This is a genomic window from Azotobacter salinestris (assembly GCF_009363155.1).
Lineage (GTDB): Bacteria > Pseudomonadota > Gammaproteobacteria > Pseudomonadales > Pseudomonadaceae > Azotobacter > Azotobacter salinestris.
Genome location: NZ_CP045302.1, coordinates 1,519,965 through 1,544,096 on the forward strand (window position 1 = coordinate 1,519,965; position 24,132 = coordinate 1,544,096).

General features: G+C 61.2%; 26 protein-coding genes. 4 read left to right on the forward strand and 22 right to left on the reverse strand.

Translation table 11 applies throughout. From position 1 onward, the window contains the following. Positions 1-33 precede the first annotated feature (33 nt). The 9 genes from GCU53_RS07160 to GCU53_RS07200 form a co-directional block, all read right to left on the reverse strand. Positions 34-813 carry a cytochrome c1 gene (locus tag GCU53_RS07160; RefSeq protein ID WP_152387003.1) on the reverse strand — a complete coding sequence of 260 codons (780 nt, stop codon included), beginning with the start codon at positions 811-813 and terminating at the stop codon, positions 34-36. Beyond that, a complete protein-coding gene (locus GCU53_RS07165; protein WP_152387004.1) occupies positions 813-2,024 on the reverse strand; it encodes a cytochrome b in 1,212 nt (403 codons plus the stop codon). Before GCU53_RS07165 ends, GCU53_RS07160 begins: the two co-directional genes overlap by 1 nt. Beyond that, positions 2,024-2,617, reverse strand: a complete 594-nt coding sequence (gene petA, locus GCU53_RS07170; protein ID WP_152387005.1) for a ubiquinol-cytochrome c reductase iron-sulfur subunit — start codon at positions 2,615-2,617, stop codon at positions 2,024-2,026. The genes GCU53_RS07165 and petA overlap by 1 nt, the downstream gene beginning before the upstream one ends. Before the next feature lie 247 nt (positions 2,618-2,864). Continuing rightward, the gene (gene rpsI / locus GCU53_RS07175; protein ID WP_152387006.1) at positions 2,865-3,257 is read right to left on the reverse strand and encodes a 30S ribosomal protein S9; all 393 of its coding nucleotides are present in this window, start codon (positions 3,255-3,257) and stop codon (positions 2,865-2,867) included. Between the two features lie 14 nt (positions 3,258-3,271). Continuing rightward, on the reverse strand, positions 3,272-3,700 hold the full coding sequence (rplM, locus tag GCU53_RS07180; RefSeq protein WP_152387007.1) for a 50S ribosomal protein L13: 429 nt from the start codon (positions 3,698-3,700) through the stop codon (positions 3,272-3,274). A gap of 348 nt (positions 3,701-4,048) precedes the next feature. Further along, a complete protein-coding gene (nfi, locus tag GCU53_RS07185; protein WP_152389814.1) occupies positions 4,049-4,717 on the reverse strand; it encodes a deoxyribonuclease V in 669 nt (222 codons plus the stop codon). 114 nt (positions 4,718-4,831) lie between these two features. Beyond that, positions 4,832-5,956, reverse strand: a complete 1,125-nt coding sequence (zapE, locus tag GCU53_RS07190; protein WP_152387008.1) for a cell division protein ZapE — start codon at positions 5,954-5,956, stop codon at positions 4,832-4,834. Between the two features lie 161 nt (positions 5,957-6,117). After that, positions 6,118-7,479: a tryptophan--tRNA ligase gene (locus tag GCU53_RS07195; protein ID WP_152387009.1), complete on the reverse strand. Its 1,362-nt coding sequence runs from the start codon at positions 7,477-7,479 to the stop codon at positions 6,118-6,120. Between the two features lie 17 nt (positions 7,480-7,496). Next, positions 7,497-8,129, reverse strand: a complete 633-nt coding sequence (locus tag GCU53_RS07200; protein ID WP_152387010.1) for an alpha/beta hydrolase — start codon at positions 8,127-8,129, stop codon at positions 7,497-7,499. A gap of 266 nt (positions 8,130-8,395) precedes the next feature. On the opposite strand from GCU53_RS07200, the gene GCU53_RS07205 reads away from it, so the two are divergent. Beyond that, positions 8,396-8,836, forward strand: a complete 441-nt coding sequence (locus GCU53_RS07205; protein WP_152387011.1) for a Z-ring associated ZapG family protein — start codon at positions 8,396-8,398, stop codon at positions 8,834-8,836. 510 nt (positions 8,837-9,346) lie between these two features. On the opposite strand, the gene cysN is transcribed toward GCU53_RS07205, so the two are convergent. The 3 genes from cysN to GCU53_RS07220 form a co-directional block, all read right to left on the reverse strand. Continuing rightward, on the reverse strand, positions 9,347-11,248 hold the full coding sequence (gene cysN, locus GCU53_RS07210; RefSeq protein ID WP_152387012.1) for a sulfate adenylyltransferase subunit CysN: 1,902 nt from the start codon (positions 11,246-11,248) through the stop codon (positions 9,347-9,349). 12 nt (positions 11,249-11,260) lie between these two features. After that, positions 11,261-12,178: a sulfate adenylyltransferase subunit CysD gene (gene cysD, locus GCU53_RS07215; protein ID WP_152387013.1), complete on the reverse strand. Its 918-nt coding sequence runs from the start codon at positions 12,176-12,178 to the stop codon at positions 11,261-11,263. A 126-nt stretch (positions 12,179-12,304) separates the two neighbouring features. Continuing rightward, positions 12,305-13,063, reverse strand: coding sequence for a Nif3-like dinuclear metal center hexameric protein (locus GCU53_RS07220; protein ID WP_152387014.1), 759 nt, complete (start codon positions 13,061-13,063; stop codon positions 12,305-12,307). Positions 13,064-13,174: 111 nt separating this feature from the next. Here GCU53_RS07220 and algW point away from each other — a divergent pair, with 111 nt between their 5' ends. After that, positions 13,175-14,326 carry a Do family serine endopeptidase AlgW gene (gene algW, locus GCU53_RS07225; protein ID WP_152387015.1) on the forward strand — a complete coding sequence of 384 codons (1,152 nt, stop codon included), beginning with the start codon at positions 13,175-13,177 and terminating at the stop codon, positions 14,324-14,326. 39 nt (positions 14,327-14,365) lie between these two features. On the opposite strand, the gene hisC is transcribed toward algW, so the two are convergent. The 10 genes from hisC to GCU53_RS07275 form a co-directional block, all read right to left on the reverse strand. Next, complete coding sequence (hisC, locus tag GCU53_RS07230; protein WP_152387016.1) at positions 14,366-15,421, reverse strand: histidinol-phosphate transaminase; 1,056 nt, start codon at positions 15,419-15,421, stop codon at positions 14,366-14,368. Positions 15,422-15,533: 112 nt separating this feature from the next. Then, positions 15,534-16,844, reverse strand: a complete 1,311-nt coding sequence (gene hisD / locus GCU53_RS07235; protein WP_152387017.1) for a histidinol dehydrogenase — start codon at positions 16,842-16,844, stop codon at positions 15,534-15,536. A 108-nt stretch (positions 16,845-16,952) separates the two neighbouring features. Further along, the gene (gene hisG / locus GCU53_RS07240) at positions 16,953-17,588 is read right to left on the reverse strand and encodes an ATP phosphoribosyltransferase (RefSeq protein WP_152387018.1); all 636 of its coding nucleotides are present in this window, start codon (positions 17,586-17,588) and stop codon (positions 16,953-16,955) included. 66 nt (positions 17,589-17,654) lie between these two features. Then, positions 17,655-18,920: a UDP-N-acetylglucosamine 1-carboxyvinyltransferase gene (gene murA, locus GCU53_RS07245; RefSeq protein WP_152387019.1), complete on the reverse strand. Its 1,266-nt coding sequence runs from the start codon at positions 18,918-18,920 to the stop codon at positions 17,655-17,657. Positions 18,921-18,940: 20 nt separating this feature from the next. Next, the gene (locus GCU53_RS07250) at positions 18,941-19,180 is read right to left on the reverse strand and encodes a BolA family protein (protein ID WP_152387020.1); all 240 of its coding nucleotides are present in this window, start codon (positions 19,178-19,180) and stop codon (positions 18,941-18,943) included. A 172-nt stretch (positions 19,181-19,352) separates the two neighbouring features. Beyond that, positions 19,353-19,661: an STAS domain-containing protein gene (locus GCU53_RS07255; RefSeq protein WP_152387021.1), complete on the reverse strand. Its 309-nt coding sequence runs from the start codon at positions 19,659-19,661 to the stop codon at positions 19,353-19,355. Then, a complete protein-coding gene (locus GCU53_RS07260; RefSeq protein WP_152387022.1) occupies positions 19,658-20,305 on the reverse strand; it encodes an MlaC/ttg2D family ABC transporter substrate-binding protein in 648 nt (215 codons plus the stop codon). Before GCU53_RS07260 ends, GCU53_RS07255 begins: the two co-directional genes overlap by 4 nt. Positions 20,306-20,323: 18 nt before the next feature. Further along, positions 20,324-20,794: an outer membrane lipid asymmetry maintenance protein MlaD gene (gene mlaD, locus GCU53_RS07265; protein ID WP_152387023.1), complete on the reverse strand. Its 471-nt coding sequence runs from the start codon at positions 20,792-20,794 to the stop codon at positions 20,324-20,326. Further along, positions 20,794-21,591: a lipid asymmetry maintenance ABC transporter permease subunit MlaE gene (gene mlaE, locus GCU53_RS07270; RefSeq protein WP_152387024.1), complete on the reverse strand. Its 798-nt coding sequence runs from the start codon at positions 21,589-21,591 to the stop codon at positions 20,794-20,796. Before mlaE ends, mlaD begins: the two co-directional genes overlap by 1 nt. After that, positions 21,591-22,400, reverse strand: a complete 810-nt coding sequence (locus GCU53_RS07275; protein ID WP_152387025.1) for an ATP-binding cassette domain-containing protein — start codon at positions 22,398-22,400, stop codon at positions 21,591-21,593. Before GCU53_RS07275 ends, mlaE begins: the two co-directional genes overlap by 1 nt. Before the next feature lie 228 nt (positions 22,401-22,628). Between GCU53_RS07275 and GCU53_RS07280 the strand changes: the two genes are divergently transcribed. Together GCU53_RS07280 and GCU53_RS07285 are read left to right on the forward strand one after the other, a co-directional pair. Further along, complete coding sequence (locus tag GCU53_RS07280; protein WP_152387026.1) at positions 22,629-23,603, forward strand: KpsF/GutQ family sugar-phosphate isomerase; 975 nt, start codon at positions 22,629-22,631, stop codon at positions 23,601-23,603. A gap of 1 nt (position 23,604) precedes the next feature. Next, complete coding sequence (locus tag GCU53_RS07285) at positions 23,605-24,129, forward strand: KdsC family phosphatase (RefSeq protein WP_152387027.1); 525 nt, start codon at positions 23,605-23,607, stop codon at positions 24,127-24,129. Positions 24,130-24,132 lie beyond the last annotated feature (3 nt).

The window sequence follows — 24,132 nt, forward strand, 5'->3', positions numbered from 1 at the left end:
GGCGCGTGTGTTTGCAGGTGTACGCGCTATGGATCAGTGCACGTCTTTCCAGTATTCGCGCTTGAGCAGATAGGCGAACACGAAGAAAACCGCCAGGAACAGAAGCACGTAACTACCGATACGCTGGCTCTCCAGCTTGACCGGGTTGGCCGAGTAAGCCAGGAAGGTCACCAGATTCTTCACCTTCTCGTCAAACTCCTCGGGAGTCAGTGCGCCAGTCTTCGGCAAAACGGTCAACTGATCGCAAGCTTCGTGAGTGATCTCTGCCCCTGTGAGCGGGTCATACTGCTTCTTGCCATCCTCAACCACCTGGACCTGCTTGCAGCCGAAAACCTGACGACCCTGCAGCCCCTCAAGCACATTGGGCATGCCCACGTTGGGAAATACAGTGTTGTTCACACCCAGCGGGCGCGAGGGATCCTCATAGAAGCTGCGCAGATAGCTGTACAGCCAGTCCTTGCCGCGCACCCGGGCAACCAGCGTCAGATCCGGCGGCGCCGCACCAAACCAGACCTTGGCGTCCTCGGGACGCATGCCGATCTTCATGTGGTCGCCAATCTTGGCACCGGTGAAGACGATGTTTTCCGTCATCACTTCTTCGGGAATGCCAAGATCCCTGGCTACCCGCTCGTAGCGCTGGAACTGGGCACTATGGCAGCCCATGCAGTAGTTGGCGAAGGTCCGCAAACCATCCTGCATGGCCGCCTTGTCAGCCAGGTCGATGTCGACCTTGTCCAGCTCGGGTTCAACTCCTGCGGCAAATGAAAAGGCCGGCAGAATCGCGAAAATCAATGCAGCAAATTGTTTTTTCATCAGCCAGTCACCCTTTCCGGAACCGGTTTGGTCTTTTCCATCCTGGTGTAGAACGGCATCAGGATGAAGAACGCGAAGTACAGTGCCGTGCACACCTGCGACAACAACGTGCGTCCGGGGGTCGGCGAGAGTACGCCGAGCACGCCAAGGGTCAGGAAGGCGACGCAGAACACCAGCAGCCACAACTTGCTCAGCCAGCCCTTGTAGCGCATCGACTTGACAGGGCTGCGATCCAGCCAGGGCAGAACGAACAGCACGGCGATGGCCGCCCCCATGGCGATAACGCCGAGCAGCTTGTCCGGAACCGCTCGCAGGATTGCGTAGAACGGCGTGAAGTACCATACCGGCGCAATATGTGCGGGAGTCTTGAAGGCATTGGCCTGCTCGAAGTTCGGCTTCTCGAGGAAATATCCCCCCATCTCAGGGAAGAAGAACACCACGGCACAGAAAATGAAGAGGAACACCACCACACCAACGATGTCTTTTACGGTGTAGTAGGGATGGAAGGGGATGCCGTCCAGCGGCTTGCCGTTGGCGTCCTTGCTCTTCTTGATCTCGATACCGTCCGGGTTGTTGGAACCGACCTCATGCAGCGCCAGGATGTGCAGCACGACCAAGCCGAGCAGAACGATCGGCAGCGCAATGACATGCAGGGCAAAGAAGCGGTTCAGGGTGATTCCGGAGATCAGGTAGTCACCACGAATCCACTGGGTCAGGTCCTCGCCGATCACCGGAATGGCGCCGAACAGGGAGATGATCACCTGGGCACCCCAATAGGACATCTGCCCCCAGGGCAGCAGGTAGCCCATGAAGGCCTCGGCCATCAGGCACAGATAGATCAGCATGCCGAAGATCCACACCAGCTCACGCGGCTTCTGGTAGGAACCATAGAGCAGGCCGCGGAACATGTGCAGATAAACCACGACGAAGAATGCCGAAGCGCCGGTGGAGTGCAGATAGCGAATGATCCAGCCGTATTCGACATCGCGCATGATGTATTCGACGGAGGCGAAGGCCTCCTCGGCGGACGGGGTGAAGCTCATGGTCAGCCAGATACCGGTGAGGATCTGATTGACCAGCACCAGAAGCGCCAGCGAACCGAAGAAGTAGAAGAAGTTGAAGTTCTTCGGTGCGTAGTATTTGGAGAGATGGTCTTCCCACATCGAAGTAGCGGGGAAGCGGGCATCAATCCACTCCATGAACTTGCTCATCAGGCCTTCTCCTGGTCCACGCCGACAATGATTACATCATCCGATTCATAGGAATGCGGAGGCACCGGCAGGTTCAAGGGAGCAGGTTGTGCCTTGTAGACACGACCGGCCAAATCGTACTTGGAACCATGGCAGGGACAGAAATAGCCCCCCATCCAGTCGGCTCCCAGATCCGCCGGAGCAACTTCCGGACGGAAGGAGGGAGCACAGCCCAGGTGGGTGCAAAGGCCAACCAGAACCAGAATCTCCGGTTTGATCGAGCGCAATTTCCGGTCCACATAGGCCGGCTGAACCGAGGCGGCCGAGTCGGGATCCGCCACTGCAGATTCGACCTTCTTCAGGCTGGCAAGAATCCCCTCGGTACGGCGGACGATAAACACCGGCTGGCCACGCCATTCAGCCACTATCTGTTGCCCCGGCCCAATTTTACTGACATTCACCTTCACCGGTGCACCTGCGGCCTTGGCCTTGGCACTTGGGAACCAAGATCCCACAAACGGGACCGCAGCCCCCACCGCTCCTGCCGCACCCACCACGGAGGTGGCTGCAACCAGAAAGCGACGCCGGCCGACATTCACGCCGTCATTGCTCATTCAGTTGTCTCCCATCAACTCTGCGGCCCGTTGTCCGGACCTGTAATAAAAAAACGAGGCGCGCGAAAAAACGGCAAGATGGTAAAGAAAACCCTCAGGCCTGACAAGGTAATAGCCGGATACAATAATGCCGAAGCGTCTAGAAAGAACGGCATCGAAGTTGCGACAAGCTGTCGCAGGAATTCTCAGACACAAAAAAACACCCGGCACTCTGAGGAGTGCCGGGTGCCTGGTGAAAACGCCGAAATTAGCGCTTGGAGTATTGCGGACGCTTGCGCGCCTTGCGCAGGCCGACCTTCTTACGCTCGACCTCACGAGCATCGCGAGTCACGTAGCCAGCACGACGCAGCGAGCTACGGAAAGTCTCGTCATACTCGATCAGGGCGCGAGTGATGCCATGACGAATGGCACCAGCCTGACCACTGACACCACCACCGATAACGGTGACATAGACATCGAACTTTTCCCCGGTCTCGGTCAGCTCGAGCGGCTGACGCACAACCATGCGGGCAGTTTCGCGGCCGAAGAACTGCTCGAGAGAGCGGTTGTTGATGGAAATCTTGCCAGTGCCCGGACGCAGGAAGACGCGAGCGGTAGCAGTCTTACGACGGCCGGTGCCGTAATTTTGAGTCGCCGACATGATGAGCTATCCCCTTAAATCTTCAGTTCTTGAGGCTGCTGAGCGGTATGCGGGTGAGCAGCACCCTTGTACACCTTCAGCTTGCGGTACATGTCACGACCCAGCGGATTCTTCGGCAGCATGCCCTTGACCGCAGTTTCGATCACACGCTCGGGAGCCCTGGCGATCAGCTTCTCGAAACTGATGGACTTGATACCGCCCGGGAAACCGGAGTGAGAGTAGTAGATCTTGTCGCTGCTCTTAGCACCGGTAACCCGCACCTGCTCGGCATTGATCACGATGATGTAATCACCGGTATCCACATGCGGAGTGTATTCGGGCTTGTGCTTGCCACGCAGACGGCTGGCGATTTCAGTAGCCAGACGACCCAGGGTCTGGCCGGCAGCGTCGACGACATACCAGTCGCGCTTAACGGTTTCCGGTTTCGCAGTAAAAGTTTTCATTCGTTATAGCCTCAGGGGCCACCCTGAAAATAAGGCGGCAAATCTTACTGAATAATGCTTGCCTTGACAAGGTCGAGGCGGCCGGAAACAGACGCTATCGGGGGCTCGGGTCAGCGCGTCCGCAACGGCAGGAGGTCGGTAGGCTAGGCATCCCCTACCTGATTTCCAGCGAGCTAGGCATCCCCACCAGAAAATCTTTGAAATCATACCGACTGTGGAAAAAATAGCAACCGTCCGTCCGCAGCCGCACGAGAAGCAGCGAGTCGAACCCAGGCACGCCAAGAGCCCTTTCGAGGCTATCGAAAGAGACCGCCTTGCCAACCACCACAGCCCCGATCTGGCCGTGGATTATCCAGCCCTCCGCGAGGCGAGCCGGTCGGCCAACCGGGTCGGCTCCGGCAGGCGATAGCGTGTGACGCAACCCATGACCAGCCGTGGGGCACTGGCCAGACTGACCCGATGCCCTGGCGAAACGATCAATGGACGCACCTTGTCCTTGCTTCGCAGCACTGTCCCCAACATATCGCCTTGATACATCAGGGGAACCTGATCTCCACGCCGCCCCCCCAACTCGGCATGGGTGCCGACGAGAATCTTCTTGGCCACACCAATGGTTGGCAGGCCGCTCACGACACCCAGATGGGCTGCTATGCCCAATCTACGCGGGTGGGCAATCCCCTGCCCATCGCAGAAGACCAGATCCGGAACCTGTGGCAGCTCTGCCAGGGCACGCAGGACGGCCGGAAGCTCGCGAAAGGACAGCAGCCCCGGGATGTAGGGCATGGAGGTCGGAATGCGCACCAGGCGCTCGGCAAGCAGCTCCAGGGTATCTGCATCGAGCAATACCGCCGCAGCCCGGGTAATGCTTCCCCCTTCTTCGAAGCCGACGTCCACGCCGGCTATCAGGCGCAGGGCGGGAAAATCGTCCTGCAGCACGACCCGCTCGGCCAGCTGCCGCTGCAGAAGGCGGGCTCCGGCAGGCGAACCATCCCAATCACCAAAAGGCGAGTCGGGCACAACCAGGGGTGCAGACATGCCTTGAATGCCCTCCAGCACGATCCGCTCGAAGCGAGCAGACTCCAGACACTGCCCCACAAAAGGATAGGGGCCACCCACGGGTGGCCCCATCGGTCACGGCTTGTGCGGCCGAGCGAGGAACTCGTGGGACTGCATCTCCAGCAGACGGCTCAGGGTCCGCTGGAATTCGAATTCCAGCCGGCCACCGGCATAGAGATCCTTGAGTTCGACCTCGGCGGAAATGATCAATTTGACGTTGCGGTCGTAGAACTCGTCGACCAGGTTGATGAATCGCCGCGCCATGTCGTCCTTGGAGACATTCATCTGTTCGACGTTGGACAGCAATACCGCCTCGAAAATCTTGCCCAGCTCGATGTAATCGTTCTGGCTGCGCGGACCGTCGCACAATTCGCGGAACTCGAACCAGGCCACGTCATTGGCGGTCTTGCGTGCGCGGATCTCGCGGCTCTCGATCAGCAGAACATCGTTCTCCTTGATCGCACAGTGCTCGGTAAGCAGGCTTTTGAAGCTGCGCTCAAGGCTCCTCTCCGCCTCAGCATCCAGTGGCCAGTGGTACAGCTCGGCCTGCTCCAGGGCACGCAGGCGGTAATCGATGCCACTGTCGACGTTGACGATTTCCGTGTGCTCCTTGAGCAGGGCGATCGCCGGCAGAAAGCGGGCACGCTGCAGACCATCCTTGTAGAGGCCGTCCGGCACGATATTGGAGGTGGCAACCAGACTCACGCCGTTCTTGAAAAGCTCCTCCAGCAGAGTGGCCAGAATCATCGCATCGGTGATATCGGATACGAAGAACTCATCGAAGCAGATGACTCTCGCCTCACTGGCGAAACGCCTGGCAATGATGGTCAGCGGGTTCTTCTCACCCTTGAGGGTCTTCATTTCCTCGTGCACCCGCTTCATGAAGCGGTGGAAGTGAGTGCGCATCTTCTGCTCGAACGGCAGAGCATCGTAGAAGGTGTCGACCAGATAGGTCTTGCCGCGCCCCACTCCTCCCCAGAAGTAGATGCCCTTGATCGGGCCCTTCTGCTGATTCTGCGGCTTCTTGCCGAGCAACCTGTCGAACAACCCAAGTTTGCCAGCCGCGGCCGTTCCCTGCGGACCGGCGCTGACCAGATCCTCATAGAGACGCTGCAGATGACGCACAGCATTTTCCTGAGCGGCATCGTGGAAGAAATCGGGGCGTTTCAGGTCGGCTTGATAGCGCTCAAGGGGAGTCATGGCAGAATCGGGATAAATTCGTGGGGAGGCCGCCTTGGCGGCGCCCTCGGCAGTTGGGAATGTCGTCAAGTCGTTCAAAACGGGCCACCCTCATCAAGAGTTCAAAGGTTCGCGACCGTCCGAGCCGAAGACTACACATCCGGCACAGGGTCGCACGGCAATCAGTCGGCAAGCCCTGCAATCGCTTCCCGCAGACGCAGCATGGCTGCCTCCAAGGCATCCGGATCGGCATACACCGGGCTGTCGGCCATGCATTCGCCATCCAGCCAGAGACTGAACTGAGCGCCCTCGTCGGCACGCAGCTCGAGCGCATCCGCCCCCAGGGCAATCAGTTGCTGGCTGATCCGCCCCACGGCCTTGGGATCTTCAAACGGCCGCGACAGCAGCAACTCCTCGCCATCGGCAGCCAGAAAACGGAAACGAAACATTCCGTCGGGCTCGCGAAAACTGACGAAACGAGCGGTTTTCGCCGCTTTCTTCTTGCCACTGGCAACCTGACTGCGCACGTCGCTACGGAACGAGCGCAGTCCAACCGCCTCGCGCAGCTCGCCGAGAAAAGGAGTGGCGATCCTGCGCGCCTTGGTCGCACCAGCGAAAAGAATGTCCTCCAAGTCGAGCGGTCTCGCAATCAGCGCTTGGTAGCGCTCGCGCGCCTCGCCCAATTCATTTTCCAGCAACAGGAACAGGCGCTGCTTGGCCTCGCCCCAGGCGAGACCGGCCAGCAGGTCAGCACGGAATTCGGCAAGCTGCTCGGGTGTGGCGAACGCCTGGTAGAGCGTGAACAGATGGGAGCCGTCCGGATTCTTCGGCTCGCCCGGTTCCCGCGAGTCGGTGACAATGCGGGCAATGGCGTCCTTCAGTTGACGGCTCGAACCAAACAGCGGGATGGTATTGTCATAACTCTTCGACATCTTGCGACCGTCGAGTCCCGGCAAGGTGGCAACCTCCTCCTCGATCACCGCCTCCGGCAGAGCGAAGAGCTCCCGGCCCCGGCCGAACAGGTGATTGAAGCGCTGCCCGATATCACGCGCCATTTCCACGTGCTGGATCTGGTCGCGGCCGACCGGCACCTTGTTCGCGTTGAACATCAGGATGTCTGCCGCCATCAGCACCGGATAGCTGAACAGGCCCATGGTCACACCGGCATCGGGGTCTTCGCCGATTTCCAGATTCTTGTCCACCGCGGCCTTGTAGGCGTGCGCGCGATTGAGCAGCCCCTTGGCCGTCACGCAGGTGAGCAGCCAAGTCAGCTCTGTGATCTCGGGGATGTCCGACTGACGGTAGAAGGTGGTCCTCTCCGCATCGAGCCCGCAGGCCAGCCAAGTGGCAGCGATTTCCAGACGCGAACGCTGAATGCGCTCCGGATCGTCGCACTTGATCAGCGCGTGATAGTCGGCGAGGAAATAGAACGAGTCGGCATGAGGATCACGACTGGCGACGATCGCCGGCCGGATGGCGCCGGCGTAGTTGCCAAGGTGCGGAGTGCCGGTAGTGGTGATACCCGTGAGGATTCGAGTGGTCATGGTGTGCTTGTCTATGCTCAAAGGCGTGAACTGACCAAGTCCTTCAACTCGCCCAGCTTGCCATGGAAGAAATGCCCACATTCTGCCACTTTCAGCAACTCATGGGGGCACTGCAGGGCTGCGGACCAGTCGTAGACCAGCTGCGGACTGACTACCTCATCCTGTTCCGGCTGGATGACCGTCAGGCGGCTGCCCTGTGGTGGAGCCATGGCCTCGTTCTCCAGGCGCATCACCGCCGGCGCAATCAGGAATATCCGTTCCGGCAGTCCCCCCTGAGCAGCCAGGCGCTCCGCCAGATTGAGCGCAACATAGCCACCGAAGGAAAAGCCGAACAGATTCAGGGGCAGCTGCGGCAACTGCCCACGTACCCATCGAACGACGGCTTCGGCATCATCCACCTCGCCACTTCCCATGTCGTGACTACCTGCGCTGGCACCGACACCCCGATAGTTGAAGCGCAGCGTACTGTAACCGGCATCCCGGGCGGTGCGCTGCAGGGTGGAGACAACCTTGTTCAACATGGTCCCGCCCTTCACCGGATTGGGGTGACAGAGCAGAGCCAGGCCGCGAGGCTGTGGCAATTCGAGGTAGAGCGCTTCGAGGGGACCGCATGGTCCATCGATGAACAGAGAGTTTTCACGATTCGACAAGCTGTATCTCCAGGAGAAGGCCAGTGGCCGACTCGCTTCAAGTGGTTGGACCGCCGAGCCCTGTGGCGAGCCGCCCCGGCGCAGAGATGCATTGCATCGCCTGTAGCGGGCCGTGGGCAAGATTCGCGCAATGACGGCACACTGTCTGTGGCACGGTCAAGCCCGGCCCCTCTGCCGGCACGGATCGCCGCATGCGTCTAGATCGGCTATACAGGGCTGACTGGAGCCGCTAACGTAAAACAAAGAAGCCTATAGAGGGAAGGATCGTGGAACAGACGCTCATGGCTTGGTTGCTACCGGCCCTCACCCTGCTCGTCGGTATCACCATCGGCTTCGTCGCCGCTCGTCTATTGTCCAGTGAGGCTCCCAGCCGGACGCAGCGCCAGCTGGACGAACTGCAGGAGCGCTTCGACACCTATCAGAGCGAAGTGGTCACTCACTTCAATACCACCGCAAACTTGGTGAAGAAGCTCACCCAGAGCTATTCGGAGATCCAGGAGCATCTGTCCGAGGGCGCTAGCCGTCTCGCGCTCGACGAACTGACCCGCCAGCGCTTGCTCGCCACGCTGCAGAACGAGGAAAACCTCGGCAATCATGAGCGCCTGTCCAGTGCGACAGCGCCCGAAGCCCCCAAGGATTATGCCCCCAAGCTCGCCGATGCCCCCGGCATGCTGGACGAACAGTTCGGCCTGAAGGGTAGGCACTGAAGCCTTTCGACGACCCACCAGCCCCGCCCTTCCGGGGCTTTTTCATGCAGGCACCTGTCATTTTCCAGCTTCTGCCCCAAGCCCTCGCCAAGCCACCCGGAGATCCCCATAGATAACCGAGGCCCGCAAGATCGAAGGTCGGTTGACCTAGGCGGCACCTCTGAGCGCCTCATGGAAGTACCCTGGTGCTAGCCATACTTGACAGCCGAAGGCCAAGAACTACTGAGGACCTGCGTCCCTGCAGCCCAACAGGACATTGCGCCTGGCCATCCCCCTATCGGGGCGGATCGACCTGTGCCGCCACTGCACATACTCCAACACCAACCATCAAACAGCGAGACCGAGCGAGCGGTGCCGACTGCGCCCCCAGGAGGAATTGATCACTGCCTTGTGGAAAGCCGAGGGCATCAGGCAGCCCTTTCAAGGAGCGAATGGCTGCCAGCAGCTGGAGGATAAATGAAAAGGCCCCCGCAGCCTGGGCTGCGAGGGCCTTGGTCGAGCAGACAGACCTTAAAGGACGCCGCGACTGCGCAGCAGCTCGAGCACCTGCTTCACGCCCTCCTCCACCGAGAGACGTTGGGTATCGATCACCAGATCGGCATCCAGCGGTATGTCGTAGGGGAAGGATTCACCGGGGATATGCTCGCTACCCGAAGCGTACAGCCCCTGCGGATCGCGCTCGCGACAGAGCAGCGGCGAAGCCTGTACGTAGACGGTGATCAGGCGCTCGGCACCGATCGACGCCCGCGCCTGGGCACGCCCCGCGGCATCCGGAGCGACGAAGGCGGCCAGGGTCAAGAGCCCGGCCTCGTTGAACTGGCGGGCTACCTGGGCGGCACGCCGCCAGTTCTCGGCTCGTCCGGCGCGATCCAGCGACAGGCCCTTGTTCAGATCGTGGCGCAGGTTCTGTCCATCCAGCACGTAAACCGCGCGCCCCATGTCGAATAGCTTGCGCTCCAGAGCATAGGCCAAGGTGCTCTTGCCGGCGCCGGACAGTCCAGTGAACAGCACCGTAGCCGGCTGCTGGCCGAAGCGCGCGGCACGCTCCCCGGCGCTGACATGAGCAAGCCGTCCATGATGGCTGCCGGCGTTCTGTCCGGACAGCGGCTCGGCGACGATCATGCCGGCACCGACGGTGCCGTTGGTCAGCCGATCGATGACGATGAAGGCACCGGTGGTCCGGTTGTACCCATAGCCATCGAGGGCGATGGGCGCGTCCAGACTGATCCGCACACGGGCGATTTCGTTGAGCTTCAGCTCGCTGGCCGGTGCGCGCTCGAGGGTGTTGACGTCGATACGGTGTTCGATGCCGACGATGTTGCCCGGCACGTAGCTGGTGGCACGCTTGATGTCGTACTTCTTGCCCGGAAGCATCGGCTCCTCGGCCATCCATACCAGCATGGCCTCGAAGCCATCGGTGACCTGCGGGCGGTTGTCGGCATGCACCAGCATGTCGCCGCGCGACACGTCGATCTCGTCCTCGAGGGTCAGGGTGATCGCCTGGCCGGGAATTGCCTGCTCCAACTCGCCATCATAGGTGACGATCGAGCGTACCCGACTGATCTTGCCCGACGGCAGCACGGCGACCTCGTCGCCCTTGTGCACGATGCCGCTGGCCAGGGTACCGGCGAAGCCGCGGAAGTTGAGATTCGGCCGGTTGACGTACTGTACCGGAAAACGCATGTCGGCCAGGTTGCGGTCGGCGGCGATCTCGACAGTTTCGAGGATTTCCATCAGCGACGGCCCCTGGTACCAGGGCGCCCGCTCACTCCGGTTGACCACGTTGTCGCCCTTGAGCGCGGACATCGGCACGAAATGCAGCGAACTCGGCTTGAGGCCAAGACGCTCTGCAAACTGCAGATAATCGGCCTGGATGCGCTCGAAGACTGCTTGGTCGAAATCCATCAAATCCATCTTGTTGACCGCGACCACGATGTGCCGGATACCCAGCAGCGAGGCGATGAAGCTGTGCCGGCGGGTCTGGGTCTGCACGCCGTAGCGGGCATCGATGAGAATGATCGCCAGGTCGCAGGTGGACGCCCCGGTGGCCATGTTGCGGGTGTACTGCTCGTGACCGGGCGTGTCGGCGATGATGAACTTGCGCTTGGCGGTGCTGAAATAGCGGTAGGCCACGTCGATGGTGATGCCCTGCTCGCGCTCGGCCTGCAGGCCGTCGACCAGCAGCGCCAGATCGACCTCGTCACCGGTGGTGCCGACCTTTTTCGAGTCACGGGTGATCGCCTCCAGATGATCCTCGTAGATCATCTTCGAGTCGTGCAAAAGGCGACCGATCAGGGTGCTCTTGCCGTCGTCGACGTTGCCGCAGGTGAGAAAGCGCAGCAGCTCCTTGCGTTCGTGCTGGGCCAGGTAGGCGAGGATGTCCTCGCTGATCAGTTCGGATTGATGCGACATGAGGCGAAGACCTTAGAAGTAGCCCTGACGTTTCTTTTCTTCCATCGAACCGGCGCCATCGTGATCGATGACCCGGCCTTGGCGTTCGGACGTGCGGGTCAGGAGCATCTCCTGGATGATGTCCGGCAGGGTGGCGGCGGTGGACTCCACGGCGCCGGTCAGCGGGTAGCAGCCGAGGGTGCGGAAACGCACCATCTTCTTCTGGATGCGCGCCTTTTCCTCCTCGGAGAGGTGTTCCAGAATGCGATCGTCATCGATCATGATCAAGGTGCCGTTCTTTTCGATGACTTCGCGCTCGGCGGCGAAGTACAGCGGCACGATGGGGATCTGCTCCAGATAGATGTACTGCCAGATGTCCAGCTCGGTCCAGTTGGACAGCGGAAACACGCGGATCGACTCGCCCTTCTTCACCTTGCCGTTGTAGATGTTCCACAGCTCGGGGCGCTGGTTTTTCGGATCCCAGCGATGCTTGCTGTCACGGAACGAATACACGCGCTCCTTGGCTCGGGATTTTTCCTCGTCACGCCGGGCACCACCGAAGGCGGCATCGAAGCCGTACTTGTCCAGCGCCTGCTTGAGGCCCTCGGTCTTCATGATATCGGTGTGCTTGGCACTGCCGTGGGTGAACGGGTTGATGCCCTGCGCCACCCCGTCGGGGTTGACGTGGGTGATCAGCTCCAAGCCCATTTCCGCGACCATCCTGTCGCGAAACTTGTACATTTCCTGGAACTTCCACTGGGTGTCGACATGCATCACCGGGAAAGGCAGCTTACCCGGGAAGAATGCCTTGCGCGCCAGATGCAGCATCACGGCGGAGTCTTTGCCGATGGAATACAGCATCACCGGGTTGTCGAACTCGGCGGCCACTTCACGGATGATATGGATGCTTTCCGCCTCCAGCTGCTTCAGATGCGTCAGTTTGTCGGCCATGGCTACTCACGGATTGTGGGTGGATTACGGCCGGCGGGCCGTGGGACGTTGGCGCACTCTAGCACAGTCCCAGCTTCTAATAGGCTTCACACTTATATAAAAAAGATCTAAAGATATAGCTTCCACTCAGACCGGATTGGCACAATCGACGAACAGGTGCTCGATGCCGAAGATCCGAGCCAGGTATTCACCCAAGGCCTGCACACCATAGCGTTCGGTGGCATGGTGCCCTGCCGCAAGGAAGCTGATGCCATTTTCCCGGGCGCTATGCACGGTGGCCTCGGAAACCTCGCCAGTCAGATAGGCATCGACGCCGGCGGCGATCGCCTGTTCGATATAGCCCTGTGCGGCCCCGGTACACCAGGCGATGCGATGGATCGGCCGGTCGGCCTCGATCAGCAGGGGCTGGCGATCCAGCGCCAGATGCACTTGGCGGGCGAACTCCTGCGCGGTGACCGGCGCGGCCAGGCAGCCGATCAGACCGACCGAGCGTGGATTGCCCGGCTCCAGCGGCCCTTCCACCTGTAGCCCGAGGCGCCTGCCCAGTTGCATGTTGTTGCCCACCTCGGGGTGCACGTCCAGCGGCAGATGGTAAGCCAGCAGGCTGATGTCGTTGTTCAGCAGGGTGTGCAGCCGACGCCGCTTGCTGCCGACGATGCAGGGATTCTCGTTGCGCCAGAAATAGCCGTGATGGACCAGCACCAGATCCGCCCCGGCCTCGACCGCCGCATCGAGCAGCGCCTGGCTGGCCGTCACGCCACTGATGATTCTGGCGACCCAAGGGCGCCCCTCGACTTGCAGGCCGTTCGGGCAATAATCGGTCATGCCGCCCGCCGCCAGATAGCGGTCGGCTTCCTTCACCAGCTCGGACAGGGCAGCGGCCATCTATGTCTCCATGAAAGGCTTGCGAGCCGCTAGCCAGCCGGCGGCTCCCTCGTATAATGGCGCACCTTACGGTCCCCCCTCAGCCCCTGCAACCCCAAGGACTCCCGCTCCATGCTAAAGGCCCTGCGTTTTCTTGGCTGGCCCCTGGCGGTCGGAGTGCTGCTGGCCCTGCTGATCATCCAGCGCTATCCGGAGTGGGTCGGCCTGCCCCGGCAGATTGCCGATGAACAGCAACAACTGCCCCGCTCCCTCCTTTCACCACAAGGTCCCGTCTCCTACGCCAATGCCGTGAGCAGCGCCGCGCCAGCAGTGGCCAACCTCTACACCACCAAGGTCGTCAAGAGGCCGAGCCAGCCGCTGTTCGACGACCCACTGCTGCAACAGTACTTCGGCAACTCGCTGCCCAGTCAGCGGCGTCTGGAGTCCAGCCTGGGCTCCGCAGTGATCATGCGCCGGGATGGCTACCTGCTGACCAACAACCATGTCACCGCAGGTGCCGACCAGATCGTCGTCGCCCTGCGGGATGGACGGGAAGTTCTCGCCCGGGTGATCGGCCACGACTCGGAAACCGACCTGGCCGTACTCAAGATAGATCTGGACGAACTGCCGGTCATGCATCTTGGACGCTCCGACAGCATTCGTATCGGCGACGTCGCCCTGGCCATCGGCAACCCCTTCGGCGTCGGCCAGACCGTGACCATGGGCATCATCAGCGCCACTGGGCGCAACCAGCTAGGCCTGAACACTTACGAGGACTTCATACAGACCGATGCGGCGATCAATCCGGGCAACTCGGGCGGCGCGCTGATTGATGCCAACGGCAATCTGATCGGCATCAATACCGCCATCTTCTCCAAGTCGGGCGGCTCCCAAGGCATCGGCTTCGCGATTCCGGCGAAGCTGGCCCTGGAGGTGATGGAGGAGATCATCAAGCACGGACAGGTGATTCGCGGCTGGCTCGGGCTCGAAGTGCAGCCGCTGACCAAGGAACTGGCCGAATCCTTCGGCCTGGACGGCCGTCCGGGCATCGTGGTCGCCGGCATCTATCGGGATGGCCCCGCACAGCGCGCCGGCCTGCAACCGGGCGACCTGATCGTCAGCATCGATGGCCAACCGGCCACCGACGGTCGACATGCCATGAACCAGGTCGCTCAGACCCGACCGGGAGAAACCATCGATATCGAGGTCCTGCGCAACGGCCAGGCTCTGACCCTGACCGCCGAGATCGGCCTGCGCCCACCACCCACCGCGGTGCAGCCGTAGGTCGCCCCGCTCTGGATGGACGGGGCAGGCCCGCCAGCCTCAGCAGAGAGTCTCCAGCACGTCGATCAGCGCCTGATTCTGCTCCGGAGTACCGACGGTGATACGCAGGAACTGGCGAATCCGCTCCTGCTTGAAATGACGAACGATCACCCCCTGCTCGCGCAGCCCTGCCGCCAGCTCCTCGGCATCGCGCTCGGGATGTCGGGCGAAGATGAAATTGGCTGCCGACGGCAGTACCTCGAAGCCCAGATGTTGTAGTTCGCCGACCAGTTGTCCGCGACTGGCGATGACCTGCCGGCAAGTCTGCTCGAAGTAGGCACGATCCTCGAAGGCCGCTGCCGCCCCGGCAATGGCCATGCGGTCCAGCGGATAAGAATTGAAGCTGTTCTTGATCCGCTCCAGCGCCTCGATCAGCTCCGAGTGGCCGACCGCCAGGCCGACCCGCAGCCCGGCGAGGGAGCGCGACTTGGACAGGGTCTGGGTCACCAGGAGATTGTCATGGCGGTCGACGAGGCTGATCGCCGTCTCGCCACCGAAATCCACATAGGCCTCGTCCACCACCACCACCGAGTCCGGATTGCCCTCGAGCAACCGCTCGATGCTCTCAAGCGGCAGCAGGCAGCCGGTCGGCGCATTGGGATTGGGAAAGATGATGCCGCCGTTGGGGCGCGCGTAGTCCTCGATACGGATGCGAAACTCCTTGTCCAGGGCCACGGTTTCGAAAGGAATCCCGTACAGGCCGCAGTAGACCGGATAGAAGCTGTAGGTCACGTCGGGGAACAGCAATGGCCGGCCATGCTGAAACAGCCCATGGAAGATATGCGCCAGTACCTCGTCGGAGCCATTGCCGACAAACACCTGGTTGCTCTGTACTCCGTAGTAGTCGGCAATTGCCTGCTTCAGGCGCTCGCCGTTTGGATCCGGATACAGGCGCAGACTATCGTTCAGTTCGGCCTGCATGGCTGCGATCGCCCGCGGCGACGGCCCGTAGGGATTTTCATTGGTATTGAGCTTGACCAGCCTGCTCATCTTCGGCTGCTCGCCCGGCACATAGGGCACCAGGTTCTTGACGAAGGGGCTCCAGAATTTGCTCACGCCCTTCTCTCCTCGGATTCGTTGCAATCGTCTTGCGCAGAGGCTAGTCCGCCAACGCGCTCCTGTTCGGAAGCATCGCAGGCAGGGTCGCCCCTGCTGATTTCGTATGGTCTCAGGCCTTAATCCGGTATTCGGCGCTGCGCGCATGGGCCGTCAGGGATTCGCCACGAGCCAGCACCGACGCGGTTCTGCCCAGTTCGGAAGCCCCGGTTGCCGAGCAAAAGATAATCGACGAGCGTTTCTGGAAATCGTACACGCCTAGCGGCGACGAGAAACGTGCGGTACCGGAAGTCGGCAGAACATGGTTGGGACCGGCGCAATAGTCACCCAGGGCCTCGGCGGTATAGCGCCCCATGAAGATGGCGCCGGCATGGCGGATCTTCGGCAGCCACTGCTGCGGGTCGGCCACCGACAGTTCGAGGTGCTCGGGGGCGATACGGTTGGCCACGGCGATGGCCTGCTCCATGTCGGCCACCCGGATAAACGCACCGCGCCCCTCCAGCGAGGTACGGATGATCTCGGCGCGCTCCATGGTCGGCAGCAGACGGGCGATGCTCTCGGCCACCCTCTCGAGAAAGCCGGCATCCGGACTCACCAGGATCGACTGGGCATCCTCGTCGTGCTCGGCTTGGGAGAACAGGTCCATGGCGATCCAGTCCGGGTCGCTCTGCCCATCGCAGACCACCAGGATCTCCGAGGGGCCGGCGATCATGTCGATGCCGACTTGACCGAATACGTGGCGCTTGGCCGTGGCTACATAGATGTTGCCGGGACCGACGATCTTGTCCACCTGCGGCACGCTCTCGGTGCCATAAGCCAGCGCGGCCACGGCCTGGGCCCCGCCGATGGTGAACACGCGATCGACGCCGGCCACGCAGGCGGCAGCCAGCACCAGTTCGTTGAGTTCGCCACGCGGAGTCGGCACCACCATCACCACCTCGGCGACACCGGCCACCTTGGCCGGAATGGCATTCATCAGCACAGAGGACGGATAGGCCGCTTTTCCGCCCGGCACATACAGGCCGGCGCGGTCGAGCGGGGTGACCTGCTGGCCGAGCACGGTGCCATCGGCCTCGGTATAGGTCCAGGAGTCCTGCTTCTGCCGCTCGTGATACAGGCGCACGCGCTCGGCAGCCTTTTCCAGAGCTTCGCGCTGATCCGGGGAGATGCGTGTCAAGGCCAATTCCAGACGCTCGCGCGGCAAGATCAGTTCGGCCATGGAGCCAGCCTCGACGCTGTCGAAGCGCTGGGTGAATTCGACTACGGCAGCATCACCACGCTCGCGTACGGCCTGGATGATATCCAGCACGCGCTGATTGACGGCCTCATCGGAAACGCTTTCCCAGCTCAGCAGATGATCCAGATGGCGCGCAAAGTCCGGATCGGCAGCGTCGAGTCGGCGAAGGGCGAGGGATGCGGTCATAACGGCCTCTTGAATGGCTGAAACTCGGGCGCCGCTAGCCTAGCAAGCCTTCCGCGCGGGCACCCGAGAAATTTCGCTATGACACGGATAGGCGTTGGCAGATCGGGGTCAGGCAGGGTGTCGGGTCTCGACGGCTTCGCGCAGGGTGTCGATCAGGGCCTGGATGCGGGCATGCTGCATCTTCATCGAAGCCTTGTTGACGATCAGGCGCGAACTGATAGTGGCGATCAGCTCCTGGGGCTCTAGGCCATTGGCACGCAGTGTATTGCCGGTATCGACCACGTCGATGATCTTGTCGGCCAGCCCCACGAGCGGTGCCAGCTCCATGGAGCCATAGAGCTTGATGATGTCCACCTGGCGACCCTGCTCGGCATAATAGCGCTTGGCTACATTGACGAACTTGGTGGCGACCCGCAGACGCCCCCTGGGGGCCTCGGCTCCGACCTGGCCGGCAGTCATCAGCTTGCAGTTGGCGATCTTCAGGTCGAGAGGCTCGTACAAGCCCTGGCCGCCATACTCCATCAGTACATCCTTGCCGGCGATCCCCAGGTCGGCAGCACCGTTTTCGACATAGGTCGGCACGTCGGTGGCGCGGACGATCAGCAGACGCACATCCTCCTGACTGGTGGGGATGATGAGCTTGCGGCTTTTATCCGGATTCTCGATCGGCACGATGCCGGCCTCTGCGAGCAGCGGCAGTGTGTCATCGAGAATCCGGCCTTTGGACAGGGCAATGGTAAGCATGAAACGGATGTCCTTGGATATTTATCCCATCGCGGGCCGAGAGCGGCGCCATGCCAGGCGCCGGTCCTAACCCGGGATGCGGCGGATCTTGGCGCCGAGCAGTTGCAGCTTTTCCTCGATGCACTCGTAGCCACGATCGATATGGTAGATACGATCGATCAGGGTATCCCCCTCGGCTACCAGCCCGGCGATCACCAAGCTGGCGGAAGCACGCAGATCGGTGGCCATGACTGGAGCGCCCTTCAGACAGGGCACGCCGGTAACGATGGCGGTATTGCCCTCCACCAGAATGCGCGCGCCCATGCGGTTCATCTCGTAAACATGCATGAAGCGGTTCTCGAACACCGTTTCGATGACGGTGCCGGTGCCTTCGGCTATTGCATTCATGGAAATGAACTGGGCCTGCATGTCGGTCGGGAAGGCCGGATAGGGTGCGGTGCGCACATTCACGGCCTTGGGCCTGTTGCCCCTCATGTCCAGGGAGATCCAGTTGTTGCCGGTGTCGATCTGCGCACCGGCCTCTTCCAGCTTGAGCAGTACCGCTTCGAGAATGGTGGGATCGGTATCCTTGAGTTTGACCCGCCCACGGGTGGCAGCAGCGGCGACAAGGTAGGTTCCGGTCTCGATGCGATCGGGCATCACGCTATAACGGCCGCCGCCCAGGCGCTTGACGCCCTCGATGACGATGGTGTCGGTACCGGCTCCCTTGATCTGTGCGCCCATACCGATCAGGAAGTTGGCCAGATCGACCACTTCCGGTTCGCGGGCGGCATTCTCCAGCACAGTACGTCCATTGGCCAGGGCCGCGGCCATCATGATGTTCTCGGTACCGGTCACACTGACGATATCGAAAAAGAAATGGCCGCCACGCAGACCGCCGGCAGGAGCCTTGGCCTTGATATAGCCGCCCTCCATTTCGATCTGCGCGCCCAGTGCCTCGAGACCGCGGATATGCAGATCGACCGGCCGCGAACCAATGGCGCAGCCTCCCGGCAGGGCCACTTCGGCCTCGCCGAAGCGGGCAAGCATGGGGCCGAGCACCAGGATCGAGGCGCGCATGGTCTTGACCAGTTCGTAGGGTGCCACCAGTGTCTTGATGTTGCTGGCATCCACCTCAACACTGAGCTTTTCGTCGATCACAGGCTGCACGCCCATGCGCCCGAAAAGCTCGATCATCGTGGTGATGTCGTGCAGGTGCGGCAGATTGCAGACGGTGACAGGCGTATCGGCCAGCAGGGTCGCTGCCAGGATCGGCAGTGCCGCGTTCTTTGCCCCGGAAATGCGGATCTCGCCATCGAGAGGCTGGCCGCCGGTAATGATCAGTTTGTCCATGGTCTCTCGCGCAGGCAGGCTCAGGAACGCTCGGCCCAAGCGGCGCGACTGAAGAACTTCATGGTGATGGCATGAATCCGGCCATCGACGATCCAATCGTTTAGTTGGGCATAGACCAACTGTTGACGCTTCACCGGGCTCATACCGGCCAGCTCGTCGCTGATCAGGATGAGCTGGAAGTCGCAACCCTGACCCTGCACCTCGACTTGGGTGCCAGCCAGCTTGCTTTCCAGAAAGCTCTTGACCTCATTAGGCTGCATGCATACCTCGGAAGCTATCATGAATTACTCCTGCAGTGGGTATCGGCGCACAGCAGACGGGATCCTGGAATCACCGGCTTCATGGAAGCACCGGAAAGCCGCCCATCTTACAAAAAAGCCCGCCGGCTGCGAACCCTGCCGGCATTGAGCCGACAGAGAGCCGTGCAGACCGTCACGCCTCCAGCGGCAAGAGCTCGAGCAATCCGCAGACCTGGGCGATCTCGCGCATGTCCTGAGGCAGCGCCCGCATTCGCAGGCGCTTGCCGGCAGCCTTGGCATCGCGCAGATAGGCCAGCAGCAGGGAAAGCCCGACGCTGCTGGATTTTTCCACGCCCGCGCAGTCAAGCACCAAACCATCGGTCCCGGCAGTGCCGATCAGGGCCCTCCCCTGCTGACGCAGGGCCGGTCCATTGCTGTAGTCGATCACGCCGGCAAGGGTGAGCACACCGGGCTCGACCTGTAGAATCGAGGCCTCGCTCATTGCCCCGCAGCCTTCCTGCCTTCCTCGCTATCCTTGGCCTTGGCCACCACGTCGGCCCAGCCATCGATAGTCTTGTCCAGATTCTGGCCATTGCGCTGCATGCTCTCGGCGAACTGGTCACGGAACAGCTTGCCGATGTTGATGCCATTGATGATGACATTGCGCAGCAGCCACTGATCCTGCTTCTTCACCATGGTGTAGGAAACCGGATAGACGGTGCCCTGGGTATCGCGAACCTCCATACCAACGCTGGCGCGGTCGCCTTCGACTGGCACGGAAGAGGACAGCACGCGGATATCCTGATTGTTATACTCCAAGAGAGCGTTACCGTAGAACTGCATCAGGCTGCGCTTGAAATTCTCCTGGAAGCGGGTCATCTGCTCGGGAGTCGCCTTGCGCGAGTACTTGACGGTCATGATGCTGCGGGAAATCCCGTCGGCATCCACCACCGGCCCGAGAATCCGGTCCAGCGTATCGTAGAAAGCCTGCGGATTGCTTTTGTAGAGAGCCTTGTTCTTCTTCAGCTCGCCGAGCAGGGAGTCGGTAGTCTGCTGCACCACCTGATGAGGGGTGGTCGATGCAGTTGCGAACAGCGGCAGGAGAGCCAGCAGAACCAGAAAACCACGACGCAAAACAGTAAGCATAGGAATATCCTCTGTAACCTATTCTTCTTTGTCCTTGTTGACGGAGTTCATCAGGAACTTGCCGATCAGATCCTCGAGCACCAGTGCCGACTGGGTATCCTGGATGGAGTCGCCATTCTTCAGCACCTCCTCCTCGCCTCCGACGCTGATGCCGACATACTTCTCACCCAGCAGGCCGGCGGTCAGGATGGCCGCCGTGGAGTCGGTCGGCAGATTGTCGACGCGCTTCTCCAGTTCCATGGTCACACGGCCGGTATAGCTGTTGCGATCCAGGTCGATGGCCGTGACCTTGCCGATGGCAACGCCAGCCATTGTCACCTTGGCCCTGACTGTCAAGCCGGCGATGTTATCGAAATACGCATAAAGCTTGTAGGTATCGCCATTGGTGCTGACCGTCAGGCCGCTGACACGCAGTGCCAGCAGCAGGAGGGCCAGCATACCTGCCAGGATGAACAGGCCAACACCGGTTTCCAGGGTGCGGGTTTGCATCAGTTATCTCCAAACATCAAGGCTGTCAGAATGAAGTCCAGTCCCAGCACGGCCAGCGAGGCATAGACCACTGTTCTTGTAGTAGCGCGGCCGATCCCTTCCGAAGTCGGCTCGCAGTCGTAACCCTGGAATACGGCGATCCAGGTCACCACGAAGGCGAAGACGATGCTCTTGATCGCACCATTGATCACATCGTCGTGCAGGTCCACGCTGCTCTGCATGCTGGCCCAGAACGAGCCCTCATAGACACCCAGCCAATCGACCGCGACCATGGCAGCTCCCCAGATACCCACCACGTTGAAGATCGCGGCCAGCAACGGCATGGAGAGGAAGCCGGCCCACAGGCGCGGCGCAATGATGTACTTGAGCGGATCGACACCGATCGTCTCCAGGCTGGAAAGCTGCTCGGTAGACTTCATATTGCCGATTTCCGCAGTGAGCGCCGAGCCGGCGCGCCCGGCGAACAGCAGGCCGGTGACGACCGGTCCCAGTTCGCGCAACAGGGTCAGGGCAACCAGTTGTCCGACTGCCTGCTCCGAACCGTAGCTGACCAGAATGTTATAGCCTTGCAGCGCCAGTACCATGCCAATGAAGAGGCCGGAGACGACGATGATTGGCAGCGACAGCACGCCGATCGAGTGAGTCTGCTTCACCAGCAGTTGGAAGCCGCTACCGGCACCGCCCCGGCCAAACATGGCATGCAAGAGGAACAGCGCAGAACGCCCCATTGCTTCGACCACATCGATCGCGGCACGACCGAGCAGACCGACCTGCTCGAGGAGGGATCTCTTGTGCATCAGCGCCTCCCCAGAAGGTCGTTGCGATAATCCGGCGCCGGGAAGTGGAAAGGCACCGGACCGTCCGGCAGCCCCTTCATGAACTGGGTGACACGCGGATTCTTGGAATTCATCAAGTCTTCGGGGGTCCCCTCTCCCAGAACCTGTCCATCGCCCACCACATAGAGGTAATCGGCAATGCTGGCCGTCTCGGCCAAGTCGTGGGAGACCACTATACTGGTAATGCCAAGGGCATCATTGAGCAGGCGGATCAGACGCACCAGTACACCCATGGCAATCGGATCCTGGCCCACGAAGGGTTCGTCATACATGAGAATCCGCGGATCGAGAGCAATCGCCCGGGCCAGCGCCACCCGGCGCTTCATGCCCCCCGAAAGCTCGTCGGGCATCAGGTCTATGGCGCCGCGCAACCCGACCGCCTGCAGCTTCATCAGGACGATGTCGCGGATCATTTCATCCGGCAGCTTGGTATGGACCCGCAACGGAAAGGCGACGTTCTCGAACACATCGAGATCGGTGAAGAGCGCACCACTCTGGAAGAGCACTCCCATTTCCTTGCGCATTTCGAACAGCTCGCTGCGCGAGAGATGCGGGAGATTGTGCCCATTGACCCAGACTTCCCCGCTTTCCGGCTTCAGCTGGGCGGCTATCAGACGCAATAGAGTGGTCTTGCCACACCCCGAGGGCCCCATGATGCCGGTGACTTTGCCACGCGGTATGCGGATGTCTACATTATTGAAAATGCTGCGCGAGCCCCGCTTGAAGGAGAGGCCCTTCAGCGTGACCGCGTAGTCGCTTGAGTCGCTCATCTAGACTCCTTGTGAATACCTCTCGGCTAGACGCCGCTACCCCAAAGACAAAGGGGATGCACCGTACCGTTTGACCGAACTGGCAGGCACTATAACACTGCGAGCACCGGCGTCCCAAGCATACAGGCGTCGTAGACGGCCTTGGTCGCAATAGCGGCAGTGGAAACGTGAGCAAATATGACCTTTGCCGCTATAATCGGCGCCTTTTTCAAGCGACGAGCCGCCGCCATGCCACACTCGAGCAACCCGATCCAGTCAGCCCAGCGCACCATACGCCTGGAAATCGAGGCCATCGAAGCGGTTCTCGCACGAATCGACGACAATTTCGCCACGGCTTGCAAACTGATCCTCGAGTGCAAGGGGCGGGTAGTCGTCGTCGGCATGGGCAAGTCCGGACATATCGGACGCAAGATCGCCGCAACCCTGGCGAGCACCGGAACACCGGCATTCTTCGTGCACCCCGGCGAAGCCAGCCACGGCGACATGGGTATGATCACCCGTGACGATCTGGTTCTGGCTCTCTCCAACTCCGGTTCCACTGCGGAAATTCTCACCCTGTTGCCACTGATCCAGCGCCTCGGCATCACCCTGATCAGCATGACCGGCAACCCCGACTCACCCCTGGCGGGAGCAGCTGCCGTCAACCTCGACGCCGGCGTCAGCCAGGAAGCCTGCCCACTCAATCTGGCACCCACCTCATCCACCACTACCGCCCTGGTGCTCGGCGACGCACTGGCCATCGCCCTGCTCGAGGCACGGGGCTTTACCGCCGAGGATTTCGCCTTCTCCCATCCCGGTGGCGCCCTCGGCCGCCGCCTGCTGCTGAAGGTGGAAAACATCATGCACACCGGCGCCAGCCTACCCTGCGTGCAGCGCGGCACCACGCTGCGCGAAGCACTTCTGGAAATGACCCGCAAGGGACTCGGTATGACCGTGGTGCTCGAGACCGATGGACGCCTGGCCGGCATCTTCACGGACGGCGACCTGCGCCGCGCCCTGGATCGCAATGTCGATGTGCGCCAAGCTATCATTGACGAGGTAATGACTCCGCACGGCAAGACCGCACGCGCCGGGATGCTCGCCGCCCAGGCCCTGAAGATCATGGAAGATCACAAGATCAATGCGCTGGTGGTGGTCGACGAAACGGACCGCCCGGTCGGCGCCCTGAACATGCACGATCTCCTGCGGGCCGGGGTGATATAAAATGAGCGACCAACTGTTGCAGCGGGCTCGAGGCATTCGCCTGGCAATCTTCGATGTCGACGGGGTGCTCACCGACGGGCGCCTGTATTTTCTGGCCGACGGCAGCGAATTCAAGAGTTTCAATACCCTCGACGGCCACGGCATCAAGATGCTGATCAACTCCGGCGTACGCACCGCCATCATCAGCGGGCGTACCACTCCAGTTGTCGAGCGCCGCGCCCGCAACCTGGGCATCCAGCACCTCTACCAGGGGCGCGAGGACAAACTGGTCGTGCTGGAGGAGCTGCTTGCCGAACTGGGGCTCGACTACGAACAGGTCGCCTACCTGGGCGACGACCTTCCCGACCTGCCGGTCATCCGTCGCGTCGGTCTGGGCATGGCCGTGGCCAGCGCCGATGCCTTCGTCCGCCGACATGCCCATGGCATCACCCAGGCACGCGGCGGCGAAGGTGCGGCCCGCGAATTCTGCGAACTGATCCTGCAGGCCCAAGGCAATCTCGAAATCGCTCAGAGCGCTTACCTATAGAGG

Excerpts from the sequence above, each read along its gene's own strand:
- GCU53_RS07160 (WP_152387003.1), bottom strand. The coding sequence starts at position 813 with ATGAAAAAACAATTTGCTGCATTGATTTTCGCGATTCTGCCGGCCTTT.
- hisD (WP_152387017.1), bottom strand. The coding sequence starts at position 16,844 with ATGACCGCATCCCTCGCCCTTCGCCGACTCGACGCTGCCGATCCGGAC.
- mlaE (WP_152387024.1), bottom strand. The coding sequence starts at position 21,591 with ATGCACAAGAGATCCCTCCTCGAGCAGGTCGGTCTGCTCGGTCGTGCC.
- GCU53_RS07285 (WP_152387027.1), top strand. The coding sequence starts at position 23,605 with ATGAGCGACCAACTGTTGCAGCGGGCTCGAGGCATTCGCCTGGCAATC.
- GCU53_RS07260 (WP_152387022.1), bottom strand. The coding sequence starts at position 20,305 with ATGCTTACTGTTTTGCGTCGTGGTTTTCTGGTTCTGCTGGCTCTCCTG.
- hisG (WP_152387018.1), bottom strand. The coding sequence starts at position 17,588 with ATGCTTACCATTGCCCTGTCCAAAGGCCGGATTCTCGATGACACACTG.
- GCU53_RS07195 (WP_152387009.1), bottom strand. The coding sequence starts at position 7,479 with ATGACCACTCGAATCCTCACGGGTATCACCACTACCGGCACTCCGCAC.
- murA (WP_152387019.1), bottom strand. The coding sequence starts at position 18,920 with ATGGACAAACTGATCATTACCGGCGGCCAGCCTCTCGATGGCGAGATC.
- mlaD (WP_152387023.1), bottom strand. The coding sequence starts at position 20,794 with ATGCAAACCCGCACCCTGGAAACCGGTGTTGGCCTGTTCATCCTGGCA.
- GCU53_RS07275 (WP_152387025.1), bottom strand. The coding sequence starts at position 22,400 with ATGAGCGACTCAAGCGACTACGCGGTCACGCTGAAGGGCCTCTCCTTC.
- cysD (WP_152387013.1), bottom strand. The coding sequence starts at position 12,178 with ATGGCCGACAAACTGACGCATCTGAAGCAGCTGGAGGCGGAAAGCATC.
- GCU53_RS07220 (WP_152387014.1), bottom strand. The coding sequence starts at position 13,063 with ATGGCCGCTGCCCTGTCCGAGCTGGTGAAGGAAGCCGACCGCTATCTG.
- GCU53_RS07280 (WP_152387026.1), top strand. The coding sequence starts at position 22,629 with ATGCCACACTCGAGCAACCCGATCCAGTCAGCCCAGCGCACCATACGC.
- rpsI (WP_152387006.1), bottom strand. The coding sequence starts at position 3,257 with ATGTCGGCGACTCAAAATTACGGCACCGGCCGTCGTAAGACTGCTACC.
- GCU53_RS07255 (WP_152387021.1), bottom strand. The coding sequence starts at position 19,661 with ATGAGCGAGGCCTCGATTCTACAGGTCGAGCCCGGTGTGCTCACCCTT.
- zapE (WP_152387008.1), bottom strand. The coding sequence starts at position 5,956 with ATGACTCCCCTTGAGCGCTATCAAGCCGACCTGAAACGCCCCGATTTC.
- algW (WP_152387015.1), top strand. The coding sequence starts at position 13,175 with ATGCTAAAGGCCCTGCGTTTTCTTGGCTGGCCCCTGGCGGTCGGAGTG.
- rplM (WP_152387007.1), bottom strand. The coding sequence starts at position 3,700 with ATGAAAACTTTTACTGCGAAACCGGAAACCGTTAAGCGCGACTGGTAT.
- cysN (WP_152387012.1), bottom strand. The coding sequence starts at position 11,248 with ATGTCGCATCAATCCGAACTGATCAGCGAGGACATCCTCGCCTACCTG.
- GCU53_RS07250 (WP_152387020.1), bottom strand. The coding sequence starts at position 19,180 with ATGCAGCCTAATGAGGTCAAGAGCTTTCTGGAAAGCAAGCTGGCTGGC.
- petA (WP_152387005.1), bottom strand. The coding sequence starts at position 2,617 with ATGAGCAATGACGGCGTGAATGTCGGCCGGCGTCGCTTTCTGGTTGCA.
- GCU53_RS07165 (WP_152387004.1), bottom strand. The coding sequence starts at position 2,024 with ATGAGCAAGTTCATGGAGTGGATTGATGCCCGCTTCCCCGCTACTTCG.